Raw genomic sequence first — 22,432 nt, 5'->3', positions numbered from 1 at the left:
AAAGCCGCCAGGTTGGCTGGCGGCTGTTCCGGGTCTGCTTCGCTTACTTCATCCGATCGCGCGCACCCGTACCTCCGCCCTTGGCCTGCGGTAGCCAAAAAACGAAAAGTAGTGGTTGGTGCGCATGACGATCATCAGACGCCCATAGCCGACCTGCCGTTCGATGTCACGCAGGGACTTGCGTTCCCACCGACCTACCCAGCCTGGGCCATCGTGAGCACCGCCCGCAGCATCACCTCGCAGCCTGCCGCCAGATCCTCGGGCTTCGCCGACTCCTCCTCGTTGTGCGACAGGCCATCCTTGCAGGGAATGAAGATCATCGACGTCGGGACGTGGCGCGCCGTGTAGGCGCTGTCGTGCCCAGGGCCGCTCACCAGCTTGCGGTAGGCATAGCCGGCTTCCTTCGCGGCGGCCTCGACCGCGTCGATGCAATCCGGATGGAACTGCACAGGTGGCGAGTCCCAGAGCCGTTCGACATTCGAGGGAAGCCCGTCGCGCTCACAGGCCGATCCGACAGCCTGGCGCAGTTCCTCCTCCATGGCGTCCACGGTGGCGCTGTCCGGGTGGCGCAGGTCGACGGTGAACCAGACCTCGCCCGGAATGACGTTGCGCGAGGGCTTGGCGATCTTGATCTCGCCCACCGTCGCAACCGCAGCCGGCGCATGGCGGCGGGCGATCTCGTCCAGGGCGGTGATCACCTTGGAGGCTGCGACCAGCGCATCCTTGCGCCTGGGCATCGGCGTGGACCCGGCATGGCTTTCCTTGCCGGTGATGGTCACGTCCAGCCAGCGGATCCCCTGCACGCCGGTCACCACCCCGATCTGCTTGTCCTCGGCCTCGAGGATCGGGCCCTGCTCGATGTGCAACTCGAAATGGCACTTCCAGTCGGCCGGCTGGCAGGGACGATCTCCCTTGAAACCGATCCTCGCCAGTTCGTCGCCAAAGCTCTTGCCGTCGCGATCCTTGATCCCGTAGGCCCATTCCTTGGTGAACGCCTGGGCCCACACGCCCGAGGAGAGCATCGCCGGCGAGAAGCGCGAGCCCTCCTCGTTGGTCCAGTTCACCACCATCACTGGATGGTCGGTCTCGTATCCGGCATCGTGCAGGGTGCGGAGCACCTCCAGCCCGCACAGCACCCCGGCGACCCCGTCGAACTTGCCGCCGGTGGGCTGGGTATCGAGATGGCTGCCGATCACCACCGGGGGCAGGTCGTCCCGCTTGCCCGCCCGCCGCGCGAACATGTTGCCCATCTCGTCGACCTCGACGGTGCAGCCGATCGCTTCGACCCAGGACTGGAACAACTCGCGGCCCTGCTTGTCCAGGTCGGTCAGCGTCTGCCGGTTGCAGCCACCCTTCGGCGTGGCGCCGATCTTCGCCATCTCCATGAGCGAGTCCCAGAAGCGGCGGCCGTCGATGTGGAGATTGCTGGGCTTCGGGCTCATCGGATCTCTCGCGCTTTCCTGCACACTGCCAGCTCGAAGGGCTATGCCGCTGCAGCGCCGATGTCCAGGCCGGCCAGGCATCCCCGCCATGGAGCTGTCGCAAGACGATCATGAGACTGTCTCGGACGGGCTCCAAACCCCGGCACAGTCGATGGACAACACGGCATCATTGCGGGGGACGAGGCATGAGGCGTCTGAGGCAGCATCTGATGGTGGGCGCGGCAAGTGCCCTGGTGATGGCGGCAGCACCCGCCTCGGCCGCGTATTTCGAGCGGGTCGCGACCTTCCCCGTCTACACCAATCTTCCGGACGGTGCCGATCCGGCCACGGAGACCAGTGCGGAGATCATCACGGCCAGCCCGGACGGCATGACGCTGGTCTACAGCAACAGCCCGAACGAGCGGATCGGCTTCATCGACATCACCGATCCCAAGGCGCCCAAGCCCCTGGGCGAGATCGAGATGGATGGCGAGCCGACCTCGGTCACCGTGGTCGGCAGCACGGTCCTGGTCGGCGTCAACACCTCGGCGAGCTATACCAAACCTTCCGGCGAGGTGGTGGCGGTCGACCTCGCTTCACGCAAGGTCGCGGCCCGCTGTGATGTCGGCGGCCAGCCGGATTCGGTCGCCGCGAGCAAGGACGGCAAGTACCTTGCAGTCGCGATCGAGAACGAACGGGATGAGGACCTGAACGACGGTGCCATCCCGCAGATGCCGCCCGGCCATCTGTCGATCCTGGACCTCGACGGCGATGGCATGCCCGCCAACTGCGACAGCGCCCGCAAGGTCGACGTGACAGGGCTGGCTGCGATCGCCGGCGATGATCCGGAGCCGGAATTCGTCGACATCAACGAGGCCGGCATCGTCGCGGTGACGCTGCAGGAGAACAACCACATCGTGCTGGTCGACGCGGCCAGCGGCGAGGTGACCGGCAACTTCCCGGCAGGCTCGGTGGATCTCGACCGGATCCCGACCTCCAAGGACAAGGTGATCGAGCCGAACGGCAGCCTGAAGGACGTTGCGCGCGAGCCCGACGCGATCGGCTGGCTGTCCGGGAACCGGGTCGTGACGGCCAACGAGGGCGACTGGAAGGGCGGATCGCGCGGCTTCACCATCTTCGACCAGAGCGGCGAGGTGCTCTACGACAGCGGCAACCTGCTGGAGCATCTGGCGATCCGGCACGGCCACTACCCGGCCAGCCGCGCGTCGAAGAAGGGCGGGGAGCCGGAAGGCATCGAGGTCGGCACGTTCGGCGGCGAGGAACTGATCTTCGTCGGCTCGGAGCGGGCCAACATGGTGTCGGTGTTCGCCGATAAGGGTGCCGATGCCGCTCCCGAGTTCCGGCAGGTGCTGCCCACGGGCGTCGCCCCCGAAGGGCTGCTCGCGATCCCGGAGCGCAACCTGTTCGTGGTTGCCGCCGAGGTCGATTCGGCCGAGGACGCTGTCCGTTCCAACGTGATGGTGTACGAGTACGGGACCGAGAACCCCTCCTATCCCTCGATTGTCTCGACCGACCACGACGGTGCGCCGATCGGGTTCGGTGCCTTGTCCGGCATGGTCGCGGGGTCGGACGGCAAGCTGTTCGCCGTCTCCGACAGCTATTATGCCACCTCGAAGATCTTCGAGGTCGACGTCTCGAAGAAGCCTGCCGAGATCGTGCGGTCCATCCAGGTGACCAAGGACGGTCAACCCTTCGGCTATGATCTGGAAGGCATCGCCCTGCGCGCCGATGGCGGCTTCTGGCTGGCATCTGAAGGCAACATGGAGCGGGAGAAGAACCCGACCCAGAACATCCTGCTCGCCGTGTCCGCCGACGGTGCGGTCGAAAAGGAAATCGAACTGCCCAAGGAGATCGCGGACCAGGCGATCCGATTCGGCTTCGAGGGCGTCGCCCTCATCGGTGAAGGTGACGAGGAACGTGTCGTCGTCGCCATCCAGCGTGGCTGGAAGGACGATCCCGAGAACCACGCCAAGCTCGCCTTTTATGCTCCTGCCACTGGCGAGTGGACCTTCGTGCGGTATCCGTTGGATGCGCCTGCCGGGAAGGGCTGGGTGGGCCTGTCGGAGGTGACCGCTCTGGACGACCAGCGCCTGGCGCTGATCGAGCGCGACAATCAGGGCGGCCCGGCAGCGGCGATCAAGAAGGTGACCCTGGTCGATCTCAGCGACGTGACGCCCATGCCCGCTGGCCAGGATCTGCCGGTCGTCGACAAGACCACCGCCGTCAATATCCTGCCGGTCCTGCAGGGGCTGAACGGTTGGACCATCGAGAAGATCGAAGGGCTGGCGATGCTGCCGGACGGTCGCCTCGTGATGGTCTCCGACAATGACGGGGTCGACGACTCCCTGGGCGAGAGCCGCTTCCTCGACCTGGGGGCGCTGCCCGCCAGCAACTGACGCCAAAGCCCTGCCCACCATTGAGGATGGTGGGCAGGCTTCCTCCTCCTGCCGTCCTCAGGTGGTCAGCAGGCGATAGGCCACATAGTACTTGTAGATGTTGCGGACATAGGTCACCGGCTCGCGGCTGATGGTGCGCCCGGCCGCGATCTCGACGCTGTTGAACCAGACATCGGGGTCATAGCCCATCCGGGCCGCCTCGGTCCGGGCCGTTCTGATGCTGCTCGGGCCGGCATTGTATCCGGCGAACGAGAACAACAACCGGTCCAGCGAGGTCATGCCGGGCTCGCTGAAATAGCGGTCCTTCAGGAAGCGCAGATACTTTACCCCGGCATGGATGTTGGGCTCGAGTTCCTGGATCTCGGGGATGCCGACATTCGGATCCGCGGCGGTGGTCGGCAGAACCTGCATGACCCCTACCGCACCCCTGGGGCTGAGCTTGGACTGGTCCAGGCCGGATTCCTGATAGGCCTGGGCGGTGATCATCAGCCAGTCGAACGCATAGCGAGTGGCGTAGGTCTGGATAAAGCTCGAAATCTCCCGCAAGCGCTGCTGATCCTGTTCGGATAACGAGTTCCTGATCCAATCGATATCGCCCAGATATCTGCCGATGATCACATTGCCGATCAGGGTGCCTTTCGCGTTGCGTTCCATGAAGTCATCGATCTGCTGACGCAGCTTGGGGCTGTTCTTGCGTACCGCCCAGCCGATCTGCTGGTTGTCCCGCAGCGGAAAATCCTCGTGCACCCTGATCTGGTGCAGTGCCTGGGCCAGGAACAGCGCCTCCGGATCGTCGGCGATCGTGGCCGGGATCAGGCCGACATTGACCATTTCCAGCAGGTCCTCGACCTGAAGGTTTTCGTCCGCCGCCACCACAGGGATTGGTCGCTGTCCAGCCGCCGCCCGCTGCGCGTTCAACTCGCTCAGATGCTCGAAGAAGCTCGACGAGCGGCGCACATGCACCTCGGTCGCGAGCAGGTCCTCGAAGCTGCGCAGGACCGGCATCGCCGGGCCGGTGACCGGCAGTTCGCGCACGTCGCTCCGGAACGGCTTGGCAAAATCGACCACTGCCGCCCGCTCCGAGGTCAGGGTCAGGTTGCCGGCGGCGATGTCGGCCCGCCCTTCGAGCAGCGCCGGGAACAGGTCGTCGCGCGCTGTTGGCAGGATCATCAGGGACAGGCCGGCCCCTCGCTTGCCCAGGCTCTGACGCAGCGACTTCTCGAACTCCATCAGGAGATCATAGGTCGGCCCGATCGTATGGGGGCCGTCGAAGAAACAGGTCGCCAGCCCGAACGGCACGGCTATGCGGACAAAGCCACGCTTGATCATCCCGTCCAGGTCGCCGGTCCAGGGGGCGAGCGCCACCCGCATCAAGGGATCGATCTCGGCACTTGGTGCGCCGAAGTCCTCGCTGGCCCTCAGCCGGAACGGCAGAGCAGTCGCGGTGGCGGCCGTGAGCAGGAGGCGACGGGACAGGAGCCGGCGGGGTGGCGGCAGGGACAGCAACGTGCTCTCCGAACAACTTTCATAAATTATGAGCTAAATCCGAAGGAAGCCGCAATGTCACTTGTGGGGACAGGGCTGAGGATCAGCCGGTGAGACTCGGCGATGTGCTTTTTTGGCAGGAGCCGCACTGGAATGCTTGGTACGCCCCTTTCCCCGTGCTCATGCGGGCGCAACAGCCCCATTGGGCAGCTTGCAGCTTCACGACCTCCGCCTCTAGCCGGGGATGGCTCGCGCGACTCCAATCTCCGTCATCCCGGCCGCAAGAAAGCAGGAACGCAACAGAACGATGCGTGCCGGACAGGCCGCCTGATCTGACACCCACCTCGACAGACGGCTTGAGCGACGGCGGTCGCCAGTCAGCCCTCGTGCACGGGGCGATGCTCGATCTGGTCTTTCACCCATAGCTCCTGGATCGCAACCATCGCGACGGCGGCCAGCGGCATGGCGATCGCCACGCCCAGTACTCCGAACAGGATGCCCATGGCGATCTGCGAGACCAGAATGACGACCGGCGGCAGGTCTACGGTATGTTGCTGGATCACCGGCGTGATCAGGTAGCTCTCGATGGTCTGCACCACGACATAAAGAGCCAGGACGGCGGCGGCGATGGCCCAACCTTCGCCCAGCGCCACCAGGATCGCAGGGACGACCGACACCAGCGGGCCGATGTTCGGCACGAAGGTGAGCACGGTCGCGATCAGTGCCAGGATCAGCGCCATCGGGATCCCCAGCAGCCACAGCCCCGCCCAGGTCAGCGTGCCGACGATGCTGGCCGAGATCAGGGTGCCGAGAATCCAGCCCTCCAGCTTCTCTCCGGCCAGCTCCAGGACCTGGATGGCCCGGCCCCGATAGCGCAACGGCAGCAGACGCACGGCACCCCGCCGGTAGAGAGGCGGGTCGGCCGCCAGATAGATGCCGAGGATCAGGATCACGAATCCGCTTCCCACTGCCCCCAGGGCGCGGGTGACGGCGCCGAAACCAGTCCCCATCAACTCGACGATCCGCGAGCTGTCGGCCTCGGCAAGCTTCTGCGGGGCGTCGGCCAGCGGTCCCTCATCGGGAAGTCGCTGGGCGACGACATCCTGCAGGCGATCCCAGCTGCGGGGGGCCTGCTCCAGCAGTTCCTGGATCTGGCTGGACACCGGGCCCGCAGCGAACAGGAGGCCCCCAACGCCAAGGGCGGTGAGGAAAAGAAGGACGATCGCGAGCGAGGCCGATTCCGGCAGGTTGGTCCAGCCGGCCAGCCGACGGGTCAGTGCCCGCAGGAACACTGCCAGCAGGACACCCGCGAAGAACAGCAGCAGCGCTTCATGGACCAGCGCCACGATCCCCAGCGCCAGTGCGATCCCGATGGCCGACCAGATCGCGGTGGCCGTTCTGGATTTGTGCCGGTCCAGGGGGCTTCGGCCGACCCGGGGCTCTTGCGACATCATCAAATTCCACTCCACCCGATCGGGTTTTCGGATCGGCAACCGGGAGGCATCGCAATCGTTCCCGATCGCACATTTTGTCCGGTCCGGGAGGAGGATCTGGCGGAGGCGGTGCCTGCGAAAAGCGCCCAGGATCGTCGGTCTTGACCCGACGGAACAAGGTGCCCATTGGTCTGTGTAAGATCAGGAGGGGGAATGATCCGACTATTTGGGCCGGTAGAACGATGCCTGTGGCGCCCGATCGCGGGAAGCGCCTGATGGCCACCGTCACCCCTGTCCTGCGCCTCGAGAACATCGTCAAGTCCTTCCCCGGGGTGCGTGCCCTGCGCGGGGTGAGCTTCGACGTGCGTCCGGGCGAGGTCCATGCGTTGCTTGGGGAGAATGGCGCCGGCAAGTCGACCCTGATCAAGGCGATGTCGGGTGTGCATGCCCCGGATGAGGGCACCCTCTATGTTGACGGCCGGCCGGTGCGCTTCTCCAGCCCCCAGGAGGCTCAGGCTGCCGGCATCGCTGCGATCTACCAGGAGCTCCTGCTTTTCCCCGAACTCTCGGTCGCCGAGAACGTGTTCATGGGGCACGCCCCGCGCCTGGCCTGGGGCGGCATCGACTGGGACTCGATGCGCGAGCGTACCGCCGAGATACTGACGTCCCTCGACATCCACGATCTGGATCCTGATGCCCCGGTGGGTGCGCTGTCGGTGGGAAACCGCCAGCGCGTCGAGATCGCCAAGGCATTGTCGATGAACGCCCGCGTGCTGATCATGGACGAGCCGACGGCCGCCCTGACCGAGGCCGATGTCGAGCGGCTGTTCGGAATCGTGCGGCGACTGCGCGAACGCGGGGTGGGGATCATCTATATCAGCCACCGGCTGGTGGAGATCTTCGATCTGGCTGACCGGGTGACGGTGCTTCGCGACGGCGAGTATGTCGGCACCCATGACGTCCAGGATGTCACCGAACCGCAGCTGATCTCGCTGATGGTCGGCCGCACCATCGACCAGCTCTACCCGCATCGGCAGGCGACCCCCGGCGCCACTCTGTTGGAAGCCCGCAGTGTCGCCTTCCCCGGAACGGTCGAGGAAGCCAGCCTGACCCTGCGTGCCGGCGAGATCGTCGGCCTTGCCGGCCTGGTCGGCTCGGGCCGAAGCGAGCTCGCCCAGATCCTGTTCGGCGTCACCCCGGCGGCCTCCGGGCAGATCCTGATCGATGGCAAGCCGGTGACCATCCGCAGCCCGGCCGACGCCAAGCGCCACGGCATCGCCTATGTCCCGGAGGATCGCGGCATCCAGGGGCTGATCCGGCCGATGCGGATCCGCGAGAACGTGTCGCTGGCCATCCTGAACGACATCGCCCGTTTCTTCTTCGTGAACCGCAAGGGCGAGCAGGAGCTGGCCAGCCGGGACATCGACCGTCTCAAGATCCGGGCAAGCAGCATGGAGCAGGTGGTCGGCAAGCTGTCCGGCGGCAACCAGCAGAAGGTGGTGCTGTCCAAGTGGCTGGCCACCAATCCACGCATCCTGATCCTGGACGAGCCGACCCGCGGCATCGACGTCGGTGCCAAGGCGGAGATCCACCGGATCATGAGCGAGCTGGCCGCCGAAGGCTTGGCCGTCCTGATGATTTCGAGCGAACTGCCGGAGGTGCTTGGGATGAGCGATCGAGTGCTGGTGATGCGCGAAGGGCGCATCGTCGCCGGCTTCGACCGCGCCGAGGCGACCCAGGAGAGGATCGCCGGGGCCATGATGCGCATCAACGATGCCGATCGGGCGGCCTGAGATGGCAGCCAGCGTCGCCCTCGCGTCATCACCCACCTTGAGCACCAAGCTGCGGCGGTTCGTGTTCAGCCAGGAAGGCATCCTGCTGATCGCGATCGTGGTCCTGTTCCTGACGGTGGGCGCCTACAACCAGCGCTTTCTGTCGGCGAACAATTTGTCCTCGATCTTCCTGGGCAACGCCTACATCGCGGTGGCCGCCATCGGGATGTCGATGGTGATCGTCTCCGGCAACATCGACGTCTCGGTGGGTTCCCTGATCGGCGTCCTCGCGGTCATCTCCGGAACCCTGGCGGTCAACGGCTGGCCGCTCTGGCTGGCCTGGACCCTGCCGATCCTGGTGGGAATGGCTGTCTCGGCGGTCAACGGCTGGCTGGTCGCCTATATGAGGGTGCCGTCGATCGTCGTGACGCTGGGCATGCTCTCGATCCTGAAAGGCGGCCTGATCAGCGTCACCGCCGGCGCCTGGATCAACAATCTGCCGGACGGCTACCAGCTGGCACAGCTCCGCCCGCTGGGCGTGCCGATGGCGGTCTGGTTCATGATCGTGCTGACCGCGCTTGCGGCCTTCTGGATGCGCTATTCCGGGTTCGGCCGGTCGATCTACGCGGTCGGCGGAAACGCGGAGGCTGCGCGCCTTGCCGGGATCGACCGCAAGCGCACGGTGTTCATCGTGTTCATCATTCACGGCTTCTTCGCCGGGATCGCGGCGATCCTGTTCGCCACGCAGCTTTCGGTGATCCAGTCCACGGTGCCGCCGAACCTGGAACTCACCGTCATCACCGCCTCGGTGGTGGGCGGGGTCAGCATCCTGGGCGGGACTGGCACGGTCATCGGGTCGACCTTTGCCGCGATCCTGATCGCCGCGATCGGCTCCTCGCTCGTGTTCATCAATGTTTCCCCCTACTGGCTGCGCGCTGTGCAGGGTCTGCTGATCCTCCTGACCGTGCTGGCTGACCTCGCGCGCCGCAAGAAGCGCGCGCGGCATCGCTAGAGAAAGGTGACGCCCATGGCATCCGCCGTCGCGGCCACCGGCAATCACGAGCGCTATGCCGGACTGAAGCGCCACGAGACGATCCTGCTGTTCGTCCTGATCGCGGCGGTTGCCGTCCTGGCCTTCCGCTCCGAGCAGTTCCTGACCACCGGCAATCTCCTGAACCAGGGCCGTCTGCTGGTCGAGGTCGGGTTGATGGCCCTGCCGATGACCTTCATCATCATCACCGGCGGCATCGACCTGTCGGTCGGCTCGATCATGGGCCTGTGCGCGATCATGCTCGGCGTGTTCTGGAAGAATGTCGGCCTGCCGCTCGAACTGGCCATCGTCATGGCGATCCTCGTCGGAGCCATGGCCGGCTTCATGAACGGCTGGTTCATCACCAAGGTCGGGGTGCCGCCGCTGATCATGACCCTGGCGACGCTGGCGTTGTACCGTGGGTTGGCAGAAGGCATCAGCCAGGCCCGTTCGGTGCGAGGCTATCCCGACTGGTTCTTCCAGCTCGGCCAGGGCGAGCTGTTCGGCGTGCCGACCCAGATCTGGCTCTTGCTGTTCTTCTTCGTGGTCACCGCGATCGTGCTGACCTTCACCACCTTCGGCCGGTCGCTCTATGCGATCGGCAACAACGAGGTGGCGGCGCGCTTCTCCGGGATTGCGGTCGATCGCATCAAGATCTCGATCTACACCCTGTCCGGCATCATGGGTGGCCTTGCGGCGTGGGTGTTCGTGTCCCGGGTCAGCACCACCCGTTCCGACATGGGCACGGGCCTGGAGCTGGACGTGATCACGGCGGTGGTCCTGGGGGGCACCAGCATCTTCGGCGGTACCGGCACGATCCTGGGTACGGCCCTGGGCGTGGTGCTGATCCAGCTGCTCAAGAACGGGTTGGCGCTGTCCGGCGTGAAGGGCGATGGCACCATCGTCGTGATCGGCGTGATCCTGATCCTGTCGATCCTGGTCAGCGACCTCTTGCGGAGGCAGCGAGGCGCTGAGCATTGATGTTCCGTTCGATCCATCGAGGGAGGCTAGATAAGTGATGAAGAAGTCCCTGTTCACCCTGCTGGGGCTGGGTGTCCTGCTCGGTTCGACCAGTGCCATGGCGCAGAGCGCCTGGGACGGCGGCGATGACCTGCCGGTCAATCCGCTCGCCTGCGACGGCAGCGCCGGGGCCGTGGAAGCCAAGCCCTATGACGGCGCGCAGCCGAGCAATGCGCCGGATCGGTCCGGCAAGAACATCACTCTCGTCGACATCCCCAAGCTGATCGGCGTTGGCTATTTCGGCGCCACCACCAAGGGCATGCAGGAAGCCGCCAAGGAACTCGGCAACGTCGAGGTCACCACCGACGGGCCGACCAAGGCCAACATCGACGAGCAGATCACCTTCATCGACAACTACATCACCCGTGGCGTGGATGGCATCCTGTTCGCCGCGAACGACACGGTGGCAATTGCACCGGTGCTGAAGAAGGCCCTGGAGCAGGGCATCAACGTGATCGGCTACGACAGCAACTCGACGCCGGATTCGCGCGAGTGGTTCGTGAACCAGGCCGAGTTCAACGGCGTGGCCAAGTCGCTGATCGACAACATGGCCAAGGAGATCGGCGAGGACGGCTCGTTCGCGATCGTCACCAGCACCTTCACCACCCCGAACCAGGCGCGCTGGATCGCCGAGATGGCGGCGTATGCCCAGGCCTGCTACCCGAACATGGAGTGGCTGGAGACGGTGGAAGCCCAGGAGGACAACATCCTGTCCTTCAACCAGGCCTCGACCCTCATCAACAAGTATGGCGAGGACCTGGACGGCATCTTCGGCATGACCAGCATCGCCACCCCGGCCTCGGCCGAGGCGGTGACGCAGGCCGACATGTGCGGCAAGGTCGCGGTCGTCGGCCTTGCCACGCCGAACGCCATGCGCCCCTACGTGAAGTCCGACTGCGTGAAGTCGGTGGTCCTCTGGAACCCGGTCGATCTCGGCTATGCCGCGGTCTACGCTGCCCGGGCCGCCGCGGACGGCGATCTCAAGCCCGGCTCGACCGAGCTGGAGGCCGGAAAGCTCGGCAAGCTCCAGGTGGTCAACGGCTCCGAGATCCTGCTCGGCGCGCCGTTCGTGTTCAGCAAGGACAACATCGACGATTTCGACTTCTGAGCCGGTTGCTCAGGTCAGCTTTCTGAGCGGGCCCGGGAGGCATCCTCCCGGGCCCGTCCTTTTTCTCCGCTCCATCATCCTGAACTGACTGCCGGCGATCATCGGCGAGCCGCGACCTCGGCTACGGTCGTCTCTCCTTTCAGGAGTGCCGCGATCGTCTCGGTCATGGCAACCGGTCCCGCCACCTCGTCCCACCAGCGCCGGCTGGCCAGATGCAGCGATTCCATGCGCGCGGGAGCGTCCAGCAGCGCCTGGACCTCGCCCTCCAGTTCCTTCCAGCTTCGGATCCGGATGACCGGTGCGGAGCGATAGAACCAGTAGTCCGGGAGATCCTGGGCGATCACGATGCACCCCGAGCGCATCGCCTCGAAGAAGCGATGGGTCTCCGGCGTGGTTCCGCGTGGGACCACGCAGATCTTGGTGTCCATGATCCGTTCGGAATAGTCCTGACCGGGTGCGGACGTGCCAACCTGGTACACCTGGTTGATGCGCAAGGAGATCGGCCAAGTTGGACGATCCTGTTGGATCCCCTTCAGAGCAGCGACCATCTCCTGGCGTGCATGGAGCTTAGGTATGTTGGCCAGCCGGGCGTAGAAGGAGAAGCGGGTGACCTGGGCATTGTGCAGGCTGCCTGCGAACCACAGCAGATGAGGCCGCTCGTGAAGCGGCTTGAGCGGTAGATCGACCTGCCGGGCATATCCTAGCGGAAATGGCAGAGTACGCGCAGCCAAGGTCTGATGCCGGGCTTGTCCCATTCGTCGGATCAACGCGCGGTTCTGGAGTATGTTGCGTGCCACCCGTATCCGGTCGAGCAGCCAGGGCATGTCCGGCCGGAACCGCTCCACCGCATGCGGATGCATGCCGTAAGCCTTGAGGATCAGTCCGGCCTTCTCGTAGCGCCACGGCGTCAGCGAGCGTTCGTCACCATACATGAAGACGACACAATCTTCGTCCAGACCGTCGATGTCGTACTTGCCGTCATAGGTGATGAACCAACGGCGCTCGGTCATCCGATGGATAGAAACCAAGCGCCGTATGATGTTCAAAAAGTACTCATACCGCTCGCCGGTGCCGGTCTCGGGCATTCCAACCTGGAGGAGGTGGGATGCTCCACCGTTCCTTATGTTCCCGACAGGGATCGTGCGAGGCATGCTGGCGGTCATCGAACAGTCGTCGTCCGGTCGCCGGTCAAGCGCCGGTACGTGTCATTATCTGGATATTCTCCAGCACCAAAGGAAGCGGAGGCTCAGGCGGCCTTCGGCGCCGTATAGGTGTCGTGGTAGGACTGCATCGTACCGTACAGCACCTCGGCCAGGCTCATCCTCGGCACCCAGCCCAGCAGCCTTTCGGCCTTGCTGATATCCGGCATCCGGCGGTCGCAATCCTCGTAGCCTGCCCCGTAGAACGCATCCGCCGTCGTCACCACGATCGGGTGGTCGTTGTAGCGGGCGTCTCCGGTGATCCGCGCATAGGTCCTGCGCATCGCATCGGCCAGTTCGGCGATGGTGACTTCGTTGTTGGGATTGCCGATGTTGAAGATCTGGTTCTGGGACGTCTCAGGCCGCTCCAGCACCCGCCGGATCGCATCGACAGCCTCGTAGATCGAGACGATGGTCCTCCGGGCCTGTCCGCCATCGACCAGTTGCATCGGCTCGCCCGAAAGGAGGGCCGCCATGAAGCAGGCGAGGACCCGCGGAACGCCGTCCCCGTCACGGGTCGGGATGTAGTCCATCCTGGGCCCAAAGAAGTTCAACGGGCGGATGATCGTGAACGGCAGGCCCTCCTCATCGTGATGGGCATAGATCAGGCGTTCAGTCATCTGCTTGGCGCAGGCATAGGTCCAGCGCTGGTTCCGGATCGGCCCCATGATCAGCGGGGTCTCGTCCTCGCGCAACTCGTACAGCTCCGGATCGTCATAGGTGCCCGCCGGAAGGTAGCTGGCGATCGTCCGGCCATAGGTTTCACTGGTCGAGAAACTGACCAGCCACCGCTTGTACTTCGCGCACAGTTCGACGATCGGATAGACCTCGAACAGGTTCGCGCGGATCACGCTCAACGGGCGGGTATTGTAATCGGCCGGGTTGCAGATCGCCGCCAGATTGACCACGACGTCACATTCGCGGATCGCCCGCTCGACCTCGACCAGGGCTTCCGGCGCGTTGGCGATGCTGCGGTGGAGGGTGAAGCGCGGATTGTCGAGATGCTGCCGGATCTTTCGGTCCTCCGGGTCCCATCCTTCGATCAGATACGACTCGTCGCGCAACAGGTTGTCGAGCAGATGGCTGCCGACAAATCCCCCACAACCCAGGATGACCACACGCACGTCGTTGTCCTTTCGCGCTCGAACCGACTGGTGGCGCCCCGGCAAGCGGCCGCGTCACCCGTCCCTGACGTCGCCATCCAGGCAGACGATGAGGCGATGCCTGCCGCTCGTCCGTCGCAACCGGCATCCTGCAGGCACCGATCTGGCAGCCGCTGATGCCGAGCCGACGCTACGAACGGTCCGGGGCGCGGGTGGGCAGGAACCGGTTAGCACTGTTCCGGGACCAGTACCGGGGGATCTCTGGAGATACAACGAGACAGTTGAGAGGCAACACTTTGTTGAGCCAGTCGGAAACGTGACGTTACTGGATCCGCACAGATCAGGATCGCTCTGGAAGAATATACGTGCGAGAGTTCGCTTCTGGCGGGATGAAATTGTGGTTCGGGAAATGAGCCAGGTCAAGAATAGCATCGGGTAAGCTGTGGATATTGCCCCTGTTCTGCGCCGTACGGTCGGCATTCGGACGGTGGCCCAGTTCTCGCGCCTGACCAGGAAAGGGTGAGGGCGTAACTGGCTCGATGTCCAGGATGTCGCTTCGAGGAGGCGGGTATCGTGACGGCGTGCAAGGCCGAAGAGCCTGCCGGAAAGCGAACGACCCGGCCGGAGCCGGGTCGTTCTTCCTGGATGCTCGATCGTGCCGATCAGCCGGCGGCGGCGATCCGATCCGCGCTGGCGACCAGCGCTTCGGCCTGGCGGATCGAGGCGATGTCGATCAGGCGGCCGTCCAGGCTGACGGCGCCCTTGCCGGCCTTGGACGCCTCGTCCATCGCCACCAGGATCCGGCGGGCGCGCTCGACTTCCTTGGCCGGGGGGGTGAACACCTCGTTGGCCAGCGCGATCTGCGAGGGATGGATCGCCCACTTGCCTTCGCAGCCAAGGACCGCCGCACGGCGCGCCTGCGCCTGGTAGCCGTCCTGGTCCTGGAAGTTGCCGAACGGGCCGTCGACCGGGCGCAGCCCGTTGGCGCGCGCCGCCACCACCATGCGCGCGATCGCATAGTGCCACATGTCGCCCCAGTGGTAGGAGCGCGAGTTGTCGACGTCGGGATCGGTGAGCACGCCGTAGTCCGGGTTCGGCCCGCCGATCACGGTGGTGCGCGCCCGGGTCGAGGCGGCATAGTCCGCCACGCCGAAATGGAGGCTCTCGTTGCGCTTGGACGCCTTGGCGATCTCGTGAACGTTGGCCATGCCCAGCGCGGTCTCGACGATCAGCTCGAAACCGATCTTCTTCTTGCGCTTCATGGCGGTCTCGACCTGGGTCACCAGCATGTCGACCGCGTAGATATCGGCGGCCGTGCCGACCTTGGGGATCATGATCATATCGAGCCGCTCACCGGTCTGCTCGATCACGTCGACCACGTCGCGGTACATGTAGTGGGTGTCGAGGCCGTTGATCCGAACCGACAGGGTCTTCTGCCCCCAGTCGATGTCGTTGATCGCCTGGATGATGTTCTTGCGCGCCTGTTCCTTCTGGTCGGGCGCCACCGCGTCCTCGAGATCGAGGAACACCACGTCGACCGCCGACTGCGCAGCCTTTTCGAACATTTGTGGCGAGCTGCCGGGCACGGCCAGTTCCGAGCGGTTCAGCCGGGGCGTGCATTGCTCGACGATCGTGAAACTCATGCTTCCTCTCCTACGCGGTCGTCTTCCACCCTACGCCACCAAGGGTCAGGACTCCGCCGGTTTTTTGGTGGATCTCGCGAGCGGGTGATGATCGGTCACCACGGTCGCCAGGTGCTCGGGGTGAACATGCGTGTAGATCTGCGTCGTCGCAATGTCGGCGTGACCCAACATGGTCTGCACGGCCCTCAGATCCGCCCCGTGAGCGAGCAGATGGGTGGCGAAGGCATGGCGCAGGACATGCGGCGAGATCCTGTCCGGATCGATCCCGGCCTCCGGCGCCAGCCGTTTCAGCATGAACAGGACATGCTGCCGGGTGAGATGGCCGCTGGCGCCCGTGGAAGGAAAGAGCCGGTTCTTCCGATCGGTCGGCCGGATCTCCAGCCAGCGTGCCAGCGCTTCCCGGGCGAACCGGCCGACCGGGACCATCCGCTCCTTGCCACCCTTGCCCCGCACCAGCAGGGCGGACCGGTCCGGGGTGAAGGCGCTCAGGGTCAGCCCGACCAGTTCGGACACGCGCAAGCCGGAGGCATAGGCCAGTTCCAGCAGGCAGGTCAGGCGCAGGCCCTCAGGTCCCGCCTTGGTCCGCGCCACGGCAAGCAGCGCCTCGACCTCCTCCTCGGCCAGGACGCGCGGCAGCGCGCGCTGGCGGCGTGGCCCGTCCACCGAAAGCGTCGGATCGTCCGGGCGGTGCCCTTCAAGGTGCAGGAAGCGGTGGAATTGCCGGATGGCGGCCAGCCGGCGCGCCTGGGTGGTGGCCTTCAGGCCGGCGTCGGCGGTGGACTGCAGGAATGCGCGGACATCATCCTCGTCGGCATCGGCTTCGCTGCGCCTCCGCGTCCGAAGGAAGGCAAGCCAGCCCTCCAGGTCGTTGCGATAGGCGTCCAGCGTGTTCCTGGAGGCGCCGCGCTCCACGGCCATCATCTCCAGGAAAGGAGCCAGAGATGAGCGGATTTCAGGCATGGAGCCGGGCAACCACCATGTTGGAGGCGATCGCCCGCGCATCCATGGCATGGTCCTGCTCCACCAGGGCCGCGAGGCCACGGGCGAACACGGCGGGATCCTGGCTTTCCAGATCCACCAATCCCCGGGCCAGGTCGAGGGCAGGTGCGCCGGCCGTGGCCGGACCGGGATCATGTCGGATCCTCTGCCAGGGAGCGGAAAGCTCGATACCCTGGCCGGCCAGTCCTGCCGCCAACCATGCCGCATCCACCGGATCATACAGGCCTGCCGGCGAGGCCGGCATGCGCGAGGGGTCGATCAGCCCGGCGAGGATCATCAGCACGGCCGTGCGGTCGGCGGCGTCTCGCCCGCCCTGGCGCTGGGTCTCCAGCATGTCGAACCAGGTAAGGGCAGCGCCCTCTTCGCCCGCAGCGACCAGGATGGCGGCCAGCGTGGGCGCCTCCGGGGCGAGCGCGACCCGCGGCGCGATCGCCGCCACCAGCGGCGCCAGCTGGGGTAGGAGGTCCAGCCGGGCCGCCGGGTCCTCCGTCGACTGCCAAAGCGCGACAACCGCTCGTGCCCGCTCGCTCGGGTCGCCGATCGCGCGGAGACGGTCGGCCTGGGGACCAACGGTGGTCGGTCGTCCCTCAAGCGTGGCGATCCAAGCGCGCGCCTGGGCGCGCAGGCTCGGGCTGCTGACCGGATCCTGCGCCACCCGCCGAAGGGCTGCATGACTGGCTGAGGCGAGGGCTTCATCCGGGACCGGGATCTGCAGATGCTCGGTCAAGGCGAGGTCGACGGGCTGAGCCGGCGCGCTCCACTCCACTTCCTGGACGGTACCAAAGCCGAGCGCCACGGCTGCCAGGGCAGCGAACGGCTGGGTACGCAGGCTGTCGGTTTCCCCGAGCGCATTGAACAGCACGAGGGCGGTATCCAGGTCGCCCTGCCGGATCGCGCAGAACAGGTTGATCTCGCCCAGGCCCGGCGTGAACCCATCTCCATGGCGCGCAAGTTCGCAGGCATCGTGGTCGTTGCCCTCGGCAAGGGCCAGGCCAGCTGCCGCAGGGGCGAGAGTGGGGGTGCGCAAGGCGGAGAACCCCGCCTCGTCGGCCAGGGAGCGGGCTTCCGCTGTCTGGCCGAGCCGGATCAGCTGACGCAAGCGCAGGTCGAGCAGGGCTCCGGGAGGCTGGCTTTCCGGCGTAGGCAACTGCAAGAGCGCCACCTGCAGGTCGCGCGCGCGCCGGCTCAACGGCTCGGGCGGCAGCCTGTTCAGCGCCGCCATGACCATCTCCGGGGAGGTGTCACCCCAGCCATCCGACAGGTCGGTGGCCGAACCGGCCCCGGCGGCATCCGCGGTCGGGGCATGCAGTTCCCGGACGACGATGTCCGGAACGGCCGGAACCCGGACTGTCGGTATATCCGGTTCCTGGTCCTGGAACAGGGGTCTCGGCTGGCCATGGGACGTGGCGGTCACGCCAAGGGACAGCGCCAGGGCGAGCAGGGCCGCCCGCATGGTCAATTGGCCAGCCTGTCGTCCGGGATCAGGACCTCGACCGGTTGGCGGGGGGCAGGGACGTCCCAGAACATCAGGAAGGCCACCCCGCCCAGGATCCCCGCCAGCAAGATCACGATCAGCGCCCGAACTAGTGCAGCCATCGCTCCGCTTCACAACCCAGGCCTTCGGATTTTCGTCCACCCCGGGCTTGCCGGACACGACGCCAGCCGGTTTATATCGGCGACGTCCCGCCCGTTCAACGTTGACACGAAATGACCAACCACGAAGCGCGCCAAGAAGCCGCTCCGAATCTCGACCTCATCGCTCTGCACAAGCTGAAGTTGACCCGTCATGTGGTGCTGGTCGGCCTGATGGGCGCTGGCAAGTCGGCCGTCGGCCGCCGGATGTCGACGCTGCTGGAGGCTCCGTTCATGGATGCCGACGATGCCATCGTCGAGGCAGCCGGCATGTCGATCCCGGACATCTTCGCCGGCCACGGCGAGGCAGAATTCCGGGCGCTCGAGCGGCGGGTGATCGCTCGCCTCCTCATCGGGACGCCGCATTTCCTGGCCCTGGGCGGGGGCGCGTTCATCGATCCGCTCACGCAGGAGCGGGTGGCCGCCCGGGGCTTCTCGGTATGGCTGCGCGCCGACCTGGACACCCTGGTGGCCCGCACCGGCCGCAAGAAAGGGACGCGGCCGCTTCTGGATGCCGGCGATCCCAGGGCGATCCTGGCCGACCTGATGGAACGGCGCCATCCGTTCTATGCCAAGGCGGACATGACCGTGGACACGGGCGACCAGCCGCTCGACATGCTCGTCCTCGACCTCGTCCGGCGTCTGGTCGACGCAGGAGTACTTGCATGACCCGAACTGTCCATGTCCCCCTGGGCACGCGCGCCTATGACGTGAAAATCGGCGCTGGTCTGCTCGACCGGGCCGGGCACGAGATCCGCGAACTCCTGCCCTCGAGAAGACTGGTGGTCGTCACCGACGAGGCGATGGCCGGAACGCCGCACCTGGCCCGACTGGAGGCCTCATTGGCCGAAGCCGGCCTGTCCTTCCGTACGGTGACCGTGCCGCAGGGGGAGGGCAGCAAGAGCTGGGCGGTGCTGGAACGGGTCTGCGAGGCGGTGCTGGAGCCTGGCATCGACCGCAAGACCGCGATCCTGGCGCTTGGGGGAGGGGTGGTCGGCGATCTGGCGGGATTCGCCGCCTCCATCCTTTTGCGTGGCCTGCCCTTCGTTCAGGCGCCGACCACGCTGCTGGCGCAGGTCGACAGCAGCGTCGGTGGCAAGACCGGCATCAACGCCCGTTCCGGCAAGAACCTGGTCGGGGCCTTCCATCAGCCGCGGGTGGTGCTGATCGATCCTACCACCCTCGACACCCTTCCGGTGCGCGAACTGCGGGCCGGCTATGCCGAGGTCGCCAAGTACGGGCTGATCCGCGACGAGGCATTCTTCGCCTGGCTGGAAGAGCACGGGCAGGGCGTGATCGACGGCGATCAGGAGGCGCGCACCCATGCCATCGAACGCTCCTGCACGCTCAAGGCCGAGATCGTCGGCGACGACGAATTCGAGACGAAAGGCGGTCGTGCGCTGCTGAATTTCGGCCATACTTTCGCCCATGCCTACGAGAATCTGTCCGGCTATGGCGGGCGCCTGCTCCATGGCGAAGCAGTCGGCATCGGCATGGTCCAAGCCACCGAACTGTCGGTGCGCAGCGGACATCTGCCGGCCGGCTCGACTAGCAGGGTGCGCCGCCACCTGCAGTCGCTCGGGCTCAAGGTGTCGCCCGGCGAGGTGACCAATCAGGGATTCGCTGCGGACGCCATGCTGACCGCCATGCGGCGCGACAAGAAGACGACCGACGGCACCATCAACTTCGTGCTGCTGCGGCGTCTGGGCGAGGCCTTCACCAGCAGCGCGGTGGACCCGGATGTCCTGCGCGAGCTTCTGGACCGGCCAGTGTGACCGCGGCAGCGTTCCGCCTTCGGAGCGCACGGCTGGACCTGCGGCCGGCCGGGCCCGGCGACGTCACCGAGATCTTCCCCGCCATCACGCCGACGCTGACCCGCTTCCTCAGCTTCGATCCTCCGGCATCGATGGAGGAACTCGCAGCGATCGTGGCGTTCTGGCCCTCCTCGATGGCGGCGGGCCACGAGATGCATGTCGCCATCCGGCACCTCCAGGACGGGAGGTTTCTCGGGCTCTGCGGGCTCCATGCCATGCAGGAGCGCCTGCCCGAACTCGGGATCTGGATCCGGGAGTCGGAGCATGGCCAGGGATATGGCCGGGAGGCCATCGCCGCCTTGGCCGAGTGGGCTTTCGCGACGCTGAAGCCGGATGGGCTGCTCTATCCGGTCGCCGAGCAGAACGGGCCGAGCCGTCGCCTGGTCGAATCGATGGGCGGTGCGATCATCGGCGAGCGCCTGCATCCCAAGTACCGCGCCCTGGTCTATCGGATCGAGCCACCCAGGAGTTCAGCCAGGAGTTCAGGATGAACGCGTTGTTCGATCTTTCCGGCAAGATCGCCCTGGTGACCGGGGCCTCGCGCGGGATCGGCGCTGCGCTGGCGCGAGGTCTGGCCGCGGCAGGCGCCGACGTCGCGGTGACCGGGCGGGAGGTGGCGCGTCTGGCCGCCACCAGGCAGGCGATCGAGGCGGAGGGGCGCCAGGCGTGGGCCGTGCCGGTCGATGCATCCTCGGTGGCGGACATCGATGCCGGGATCGCCAGGCTCCTGGACGAGGCCGGGCGGATCGACCTGCTCGTGAACAATGCGGGCATGGAAGAGGTCCGGCCATCGCTCCAGGTCGACGAGGCTCTGTGGGACCGGATCGTCGACACGAACCTGAAGGGTGCCTTCTTTACCGCCCGGGCGGTGGCGAAGGGCATGGCCGAACGGAAGTCGGGCGTCATTCTGAACGTGGCTTCGCTCACCTCGGAGGTGGGTGTCCCGACCGCCACGCCCTACGGCGCCTCCAAGTCTGGCCTCCTCGGGATGACCCGCGCTCTCTCGACCGAATGGGCGCCCTTGGGGATCCGCGTCAACGCGATCGGCCCGGGCTACTTCCGCACCTCGCTCACCGAGGCGTTCTATGCCGATCCCGGCTGGCAGCAGGCGATGCTCGCCAAAATACCGCAGGGCCGGTTCGGCGATCTGGACGATCTGGTCGGTCCTGCCGTCTTCCTCTGCTCGGACGCCGCGCGCTACGTTACCGGCCAGTGCCTGTACGTGGACGGGGGCTTTTTAGCTTCCATCTGACGTGGATCGAGGAGCGGACCCATGATCGAAGTCTTCGACCCCGCGGGCGTGCACCGGCCGGCTTCCGCCTACAGCCAGGGAGCCCTGGTGACCGGGCCTGGGCGATGGCTGCACGTGTCCGGGCAGATTGGTGTCCGGGTCGACGGCAGCGTGCCGGAAGGCGTCGGAGAGCAGATGGAACAGATGTGGGATAATCTGTTCGCCGTGCTGGCCCATGCTGGCATGGCCGCTCGCGACATCGTCAAGATCACGGTGTTCCTGGTCGACCAGCGCGACGTGAAGCTGTGGCGGCAGATCCGTGACCAGCGCATGGACGGCCATGCCTGTGCCGCCACGCTGCTGATCGTGCGTGGCCTGGCCAGCCCGCAACTGCACTGCGAGATTGAAGCCGTCGCTTTCCAGCCGGTCTGAGGTCGACATGTTCCCCGAGGCACAACTCTTCGCGGTATTTCTGGGGGCGGCCGTGCTGCTGGCGGTTACCCCCGGCCCCGACACCATGTTCGTCGCGGCCAACAGCCTGCTGGGAGGGGTGCGCAGCGGGCTGACCGCCTGCCTGGGCATTCTGGTCGGCAATATCGGCCACAGCCTCCTGGCGGCGGTGGGCGTGTCTGCCCTGATCGCCGCGTCACCTGCCGCGTTCGACGTGCTGCGTTGGCTGGGCGCCTTCTACCTCGCCTGGATCGGTCTGCAGGCTCTCAAGGCGGCATGGCGGAACTGGCAGGGCGGACAGAAGCCGGATCCCACCCAGCCCGTGCGGGAACTTCCCGGCAGCTGGACCGTGTTCACCCGCGCCATGCTGACCAACCTTGCCAATCCTAAGGTCATCATGTTCTTCGTGGCGTTCCTGCCCCAGTTCGTGTCGCCACTGCGAGGCAGCGTCGCCATGCAGACTTTCGTGCTGGGCATGACCTTGAATCTGATCGGCATCGTCTGGCTGATGGGGATCGCCGCCTTGACCGGCTGGATGGTCGACCGCTTCTCCAGGGTCCGCTGGGTGACAGTCGCCCTCGACGGGCTGTCCGGCCTGTTCTTCCTGGGCCTTGCCGTCAAGCTGTTCCTGACCGAGCGGCGGGTATGACGGAAAGGCCGGCTTGCGGGCTGGGT

20 protein-coding genes are annotated in these 22,432 nt (G+C 66.0%); 11 read left to right on the top strand and 9 right to left on the bottom strand.

Going from position 1 to position 22,432, the window contains the following annotated elements; all coding sequences use genetic code 11:
* Positions 1 to 194: 194 nt before the first annotated feature.
* Positions 195 to 1,442, bottom strand: coding sequence for a Zn-dependent hydrolase (locus GEMRO_RS0104035; protein WP_027132991.1), 1,248 nt, complete (start codon positions 1,440 to 1,442; stop codon positions 195 to 197).
* A 185-nt stretch (positions 1,443 to 1,627) separates the two neighbouring features.
* On the opposite strand from GEMRO_RS0104035, the gene GEMRO_RS0104030 reads away from it, so the two are divergent.
* Positions 1,628 to 3,838 (top strand): esterase-like activity of phytase family protein, encoded by a 2,211-nt coding sequence (locus GEMRO_RS0104030; RefSeq protein ID WP_027132990.1) that lies wholly within the window; start codon positions 1,628 to 1,630, stop codon positions 3,836 to 3,838.
* Between the two features lie 57 nt (positions 3,839 to 3,895).
* Here GEMRO_RS0104030 and GEMRO_RS27435 read toward each other — a convergent pair whose 3' ends face one another.
* Both GEMRO_RS27435 and GEMRO_RS0104020 read right to left on the bottom strand, forming a co-directional pair.
* A complete protein-coding gene (locus tag GEMRO_RS27435) occupies positions 3,896 to 5,344 on the bottom strand; it encodes an MltF family protein (RefSeq protein WP_051328670.1) in 1,449 nt (482 codons plus the stop codon).
* Between the two features lie 356 nt (positions 5,345 to 5,700).
* Entirely contained in the window at positions 5,701 to 6,777 is a 1,077-nt protein-coding gene (locus GEMRO_RS0104020) for an AI-2E family transporter (RefSeq protein WP_051328669.1), read from the bottom strand.
* 254 nt (positions 6,778 to 7,031) lie between these two features.
* Here GEMRO_RS0104020 and GEMRO_RS0104015 point away from each other — a divergent pair, with 254 nt between their 5' ends.
* From GEMRO_RS0104015 to GEMRO_RS0104000, 4 genes are read left to right on the top strand one after another with little or no spacing between them, the layout of a single operon-like run.
* Positions 7,032 to 8,549: a sugar ABC transporter ATP-binding protein gene (locus tag GEMRO_RS0104015; RefSeq protein WP_027132988.1), complete on the top strand. Its 1,518-nt coding sequence runs from the start codon at positions 7,032 to 7,034 to the stop codon at positions 8,547 to 8,549.
* 1 nt (position 8,550) lies between these two features.
* Complete coding sequence (locus tag GEMRO_RS0104010) at positions 8,551 to 9,540, top strand: ABC transporter permease (RefSeq protein WP_051329544.1); 990 nt, start codon at positions 8,551 to 8,553, stop codon at positions 9,538 to 9,540.
* A 15-nt stretch (positions 9,541 to 9,555) separates the two neighbouring features.
* On the top strand, positions 9,556 to 10,539 hold the full coding sequence (locus tag GEMRO_RS0104005; protein WP_051328668.1) for an ABC transporter permease: 984 nt from the start codon (positions 9,556 to 9,558) through the stop codon (positions 10,537 to 10,539).
* A 37-nt stretch (positions 10,540 to 10,576) separates the two neighbouring features.
* Positions 10,577 to 11,686: an autoinducer 2 ABC transporter substrate-binding protein gene (locus GEMRO_RS0104000; protein WP_027132985.1), complete on the top strand. Its 1,110-nt coding sequence runs from the start codon at positions 10,577 to 10,579 to the stop codon at positions 11,684 to 11,686.
* Positions 11,687 to 11,784: 98 nt separating this feature from the next.
* Here GEMRO_RS0104000 and GEMRO_RS0103995 read toward each other — a convergent pair whose 3' ends face one another.
* The 6 genes from GEMRO_RS0103995 to GEMRO_RS34575 all read right to left on the bottom strand — a co-directional run bounded on the left by GEMRO_RS0103995 (position 11,785) and on the right by GEMRO_RS34575 (position 18,226).
* On the bottom strand, positions 11,785 to 12,771 hold the full coding sequence (locus tag GEMRO_RS0103995; protein WP_169728307.1) for a glycosyltransferase family 47 protein: 987 nt from the start codon (positions 12,769 to 12,771) through the stop codon (positions 11,785 to 11,787).
* 161 nt (positions 12,772 to 12,932) lie between these two features.
* The gene (locus tag GEMRO_RS0103990) at positions 12,933 to 14,009 is read right to left on the bottom strand and encodes an NAD-dependent epimerase/dehydratase family protein (protein WP_027132983.1); all 1,077 of its coding nucleotides are present in this window, start codon (positions 14,007 to 14,009) and stop codon (positions 12,933 to 12,935) included.
* A gap of 641 nt (positions 14,010 to 14,650) precedes the next feature.
* A complete protein-coding gene (locus GEMRO_RS0103985; protein WP_027132982.1) occupies positions 14,651 to 15,631 on the bottom strand; it encodes an HpcH/HpaI aldolase/citrate lyase family protein in 981 nt (326 codons plus the stop codon).
* Between the two features lie 45 nt (positions 15,632 to 15,676).
* Entirely contained in the window at positions 15,677 to 16,591 is a 915-nt protein-coding gene (locus tag GEMRO_RS0103980; RefSeq protein WP_027132981.1) for a site-specific tyrosine recombinase XerD, read from the bottom strand.
* On the bottom strand, positions 16,584 to 18,089 hold the full coding sequence (locus GEMRO_RS0103975) for a hypothetical protein (RefSeq protein WP_027132980.1): 1,506 nt from the start codon (positions 18,087 to 18,089) through the stop codon (positions 16,584 to 16,586). Before GEMRO_RS0103975 ends, GEMRO_RS0103980 begins: the two co-directional genes overlap by 8 nt.
* The gene (locus GEMRO_RS34575; RefSeq protein ID WP_169728305.1) at positions 18,086 to 18,226 is read right to left on the bottom strand and encodes a hypothetical protein; all 141 of its coding nucleotides are present in this window, start codon (positions 18,224 to 18,226) and stop codon (positions 18,086 to 18,088) included. The genes GEMRO_RS0103975 and GEMRO_RS34575 overlap by 4 nt, the downstream gene beginning before the upstream one ends.
* Positions 18,227 to 18,406: 180 nt before the next feature.
* Between GEMRO_RS34575 and GEMRO_RS35115 the strand changes: the two genes are divergently transcribed.
* The 6 genes from GEMRO_RS35115 to GEMRO_RS0103940 are packed head-to-tail and all read left to right on the top strand — an operon-like array spanning position 18,407 to position 22,406.
* A complete protein-coding gene (locus GEMRO_RS35115; protein WP_240476590.1) occupies positions 18,407 to 18,931 on the top strand; it encodes a shikimate kinase in 525 nt (174 codons plus the stop codon).
* A complete protein-coding gene (gene aroB / locus GEMRO_RS0103960; protein ID WP_027132978.1) occupies positions 18,928 to 20,037 on the top strand; it encodes a 3-dehydroquinate synthase in 1,110 nt (369 codons plus the stop codon). The genes GEMRO_RS35115 and aroB overlap by 4 nt, the downstream gene beginning before the upstream one ends.
* A complete protein-coding gene (locus GEMRO_RS0103955; protein WP_027132977.1) occupies positions 20,034 to 20,567 on the top strand; it encodes a GNAT family N-acetyltransferase in 534 nt (177 codons plus the stop codon). Before aroB ends, GEMRO_RS0103955 begins: the two co-directional genes overlap by 4 nt.
* Positions 20,564 to 21,328 (top strand): SDR family NAD(P)-dependent oxidoreductase, encoded by a 765-nt coding sequence (locus GEMRO_RS0103950; RefSeq protein ID WP_027132976.1) that lies wholly within the window; start codon positions 20,564 to 20,566, stop codon positions 21,326 to 21,328. The genes GEMRO_RS0103955 and GEMRO_RS0103950 overlap by 4 nt, the downstream gene beginning before the upstream one ends.
* Before the next feature lie 21 nt (positions 21,329 to 21,349).
* Positions 21,350 to 21,739, top strand: coding sequence for a RidA family protein (locus GEMRO_RS0103945; protein WP_027132975.1), 390 nt, complete (start codon positions 21,350 to 21,352; stop codon positions 21,737 to 21,739).
* A 7-nt stretch (positions 21,740 to 21,746) separates the two neighbouring features.
* Complete coding sequence (locus GEMRO_RS0103940; RefSeq protein ID WP_027132974.1) at positions 21,747 to 22,406, top strand: LysE family translocator; 660 nt, start codon at positions 21,747 to 21,749, stop codon at positions 22,404 to 22,406.
* Positions 22,407 to 22,432: the final 26 nt, after the last annotated feature.

Origin of the sequence: Geminicoccus roseus DSM 18922 (assembly GCF_000427665.1) — a bacterium.
GTDB classification, from domain to species: Bacteria; Pseudomonadota; Alphaproteobacteria; order Geminicoccales; family Geminicoccaceae; genus Geminicoccus; species Geminicoccus roseus.
Note: the sequence above shows the minus strand (reverse complement) of the source record. Positions and strands in the feature narration are given on the sequence as shown.

Excerpts from the sequence above, each read along its gene's own strand:
- GEMRO_RS0103980 (WP_027132981.1), bottom strand. The coding sequence starts at position 16,591 with ATGCCTGAAATCCGCTCATCTCTGGCTCCTTTCCTGGAGATGATGGCC.
- GEMRO_RS0104010 (WP_051329544.1), top strand. The coding sequence starts at position 8,551 with ATGGCAGCCAGCGTCGCCCTCGCGTCATCACCCACCTTGAGCACCAAG.
- GEMRO_RS0103995 (WP_169728307.1), bottom strand. The coding sequence starts at position 12,771 with ATGCCCGAGACCGGCACCGGCGAGCGGTATGAGTACTTTTTGAACATC.
- GEMRO_RS34575 (WP_169728305.1), bottom strand. The coding sequence starts at position 18,226 with ATGGCTGCACTAGTTCGGGCGCTGATCGTGATCTTGCTGGCGGGGATC.
- GEMRO_RS0103985 (WP_027132982.1), bottom strand. The coding sequence starts at position 15,631 with ATGAGTTTCACGATCGTCGAGCAATGCACGCCCCGGCTGAACCGCTCG.
- GEMRO_RS0104015 (WP_027132988.1), top strand. The coding sequence starts at position 7,032 with ATGGCCACCGTCACCCCTGTCCTGCGCCTCGAGAACATCGTCAAGTCC.
- GEMRO_RS0104030 (WP_027132990.1), top strand. The coding sequence starts at position 1,628 with ATGAGGCGTCTGAGGCAGCATCTGATGGTGGGCGCGGCAAGTGCCCTG.
- GEMRO_RS0104005 (WP_051328668.1), top strand. The coding sequence starts at position 9,556 with ATGGCATCCGCCGTCGCGGCCACCGGCAATCACGAGCGCTATGCCGGA.
- aroB (WP_027132978.1), top strand. The coding sequence starts at position 18,928 with ATGACCCGAACTGTCCATGTCCCCCTGGGCACGCGCGCCTATGACGTG.
- GEMRO_RS0103940 (WP_027132974.1), top strand. The coding sequence starts at position 21,747 with ATGTTCCCCGAGGCACAACTCTTCGCGGTATTTCTGGGGGCGGCCGTG.
- GEMRO_RS0104000 (WP_027132985.1), top strand. The coding sequence starts at position 10,577 with ATGAAGAAGTCCCTGTTCACCCTGCTGGGGCTGGGTGTCCTGCTCGGT.
- GEMRO_RS0103945 (WP_027132975.1), top strand. The coding sequence starts at position 21,350 with ATGATCGAAGTCTTCGACCCCGCGGGCGTGCACCGGCCGGCTTCCGCC.
- GEMRO_RS0103950 (WP_027132976.1), top strand. The coding sequence starts at position 20,564 with ATGAACGCGTTGTTCGATCTTTCCGGCAAGATCGCCCTGGTGACCGGG.
- GEMRO_RS0104035 (WP_027132991.1), bottom strand. The coding sequence starts at position 1,442 with ATGAGCCCGAAGCCCAGCAATCTCCACATCGACGGCCGCCGCTTCTGG.
- GEMRO_RS0104020 (WP_051328669.1), bottom strand. The coding sequence starts at position 6,777 with ATGATGTCGCAAGAGCCCCGGGTCGGCCGAAGCCCCCTGGACCGGCAC.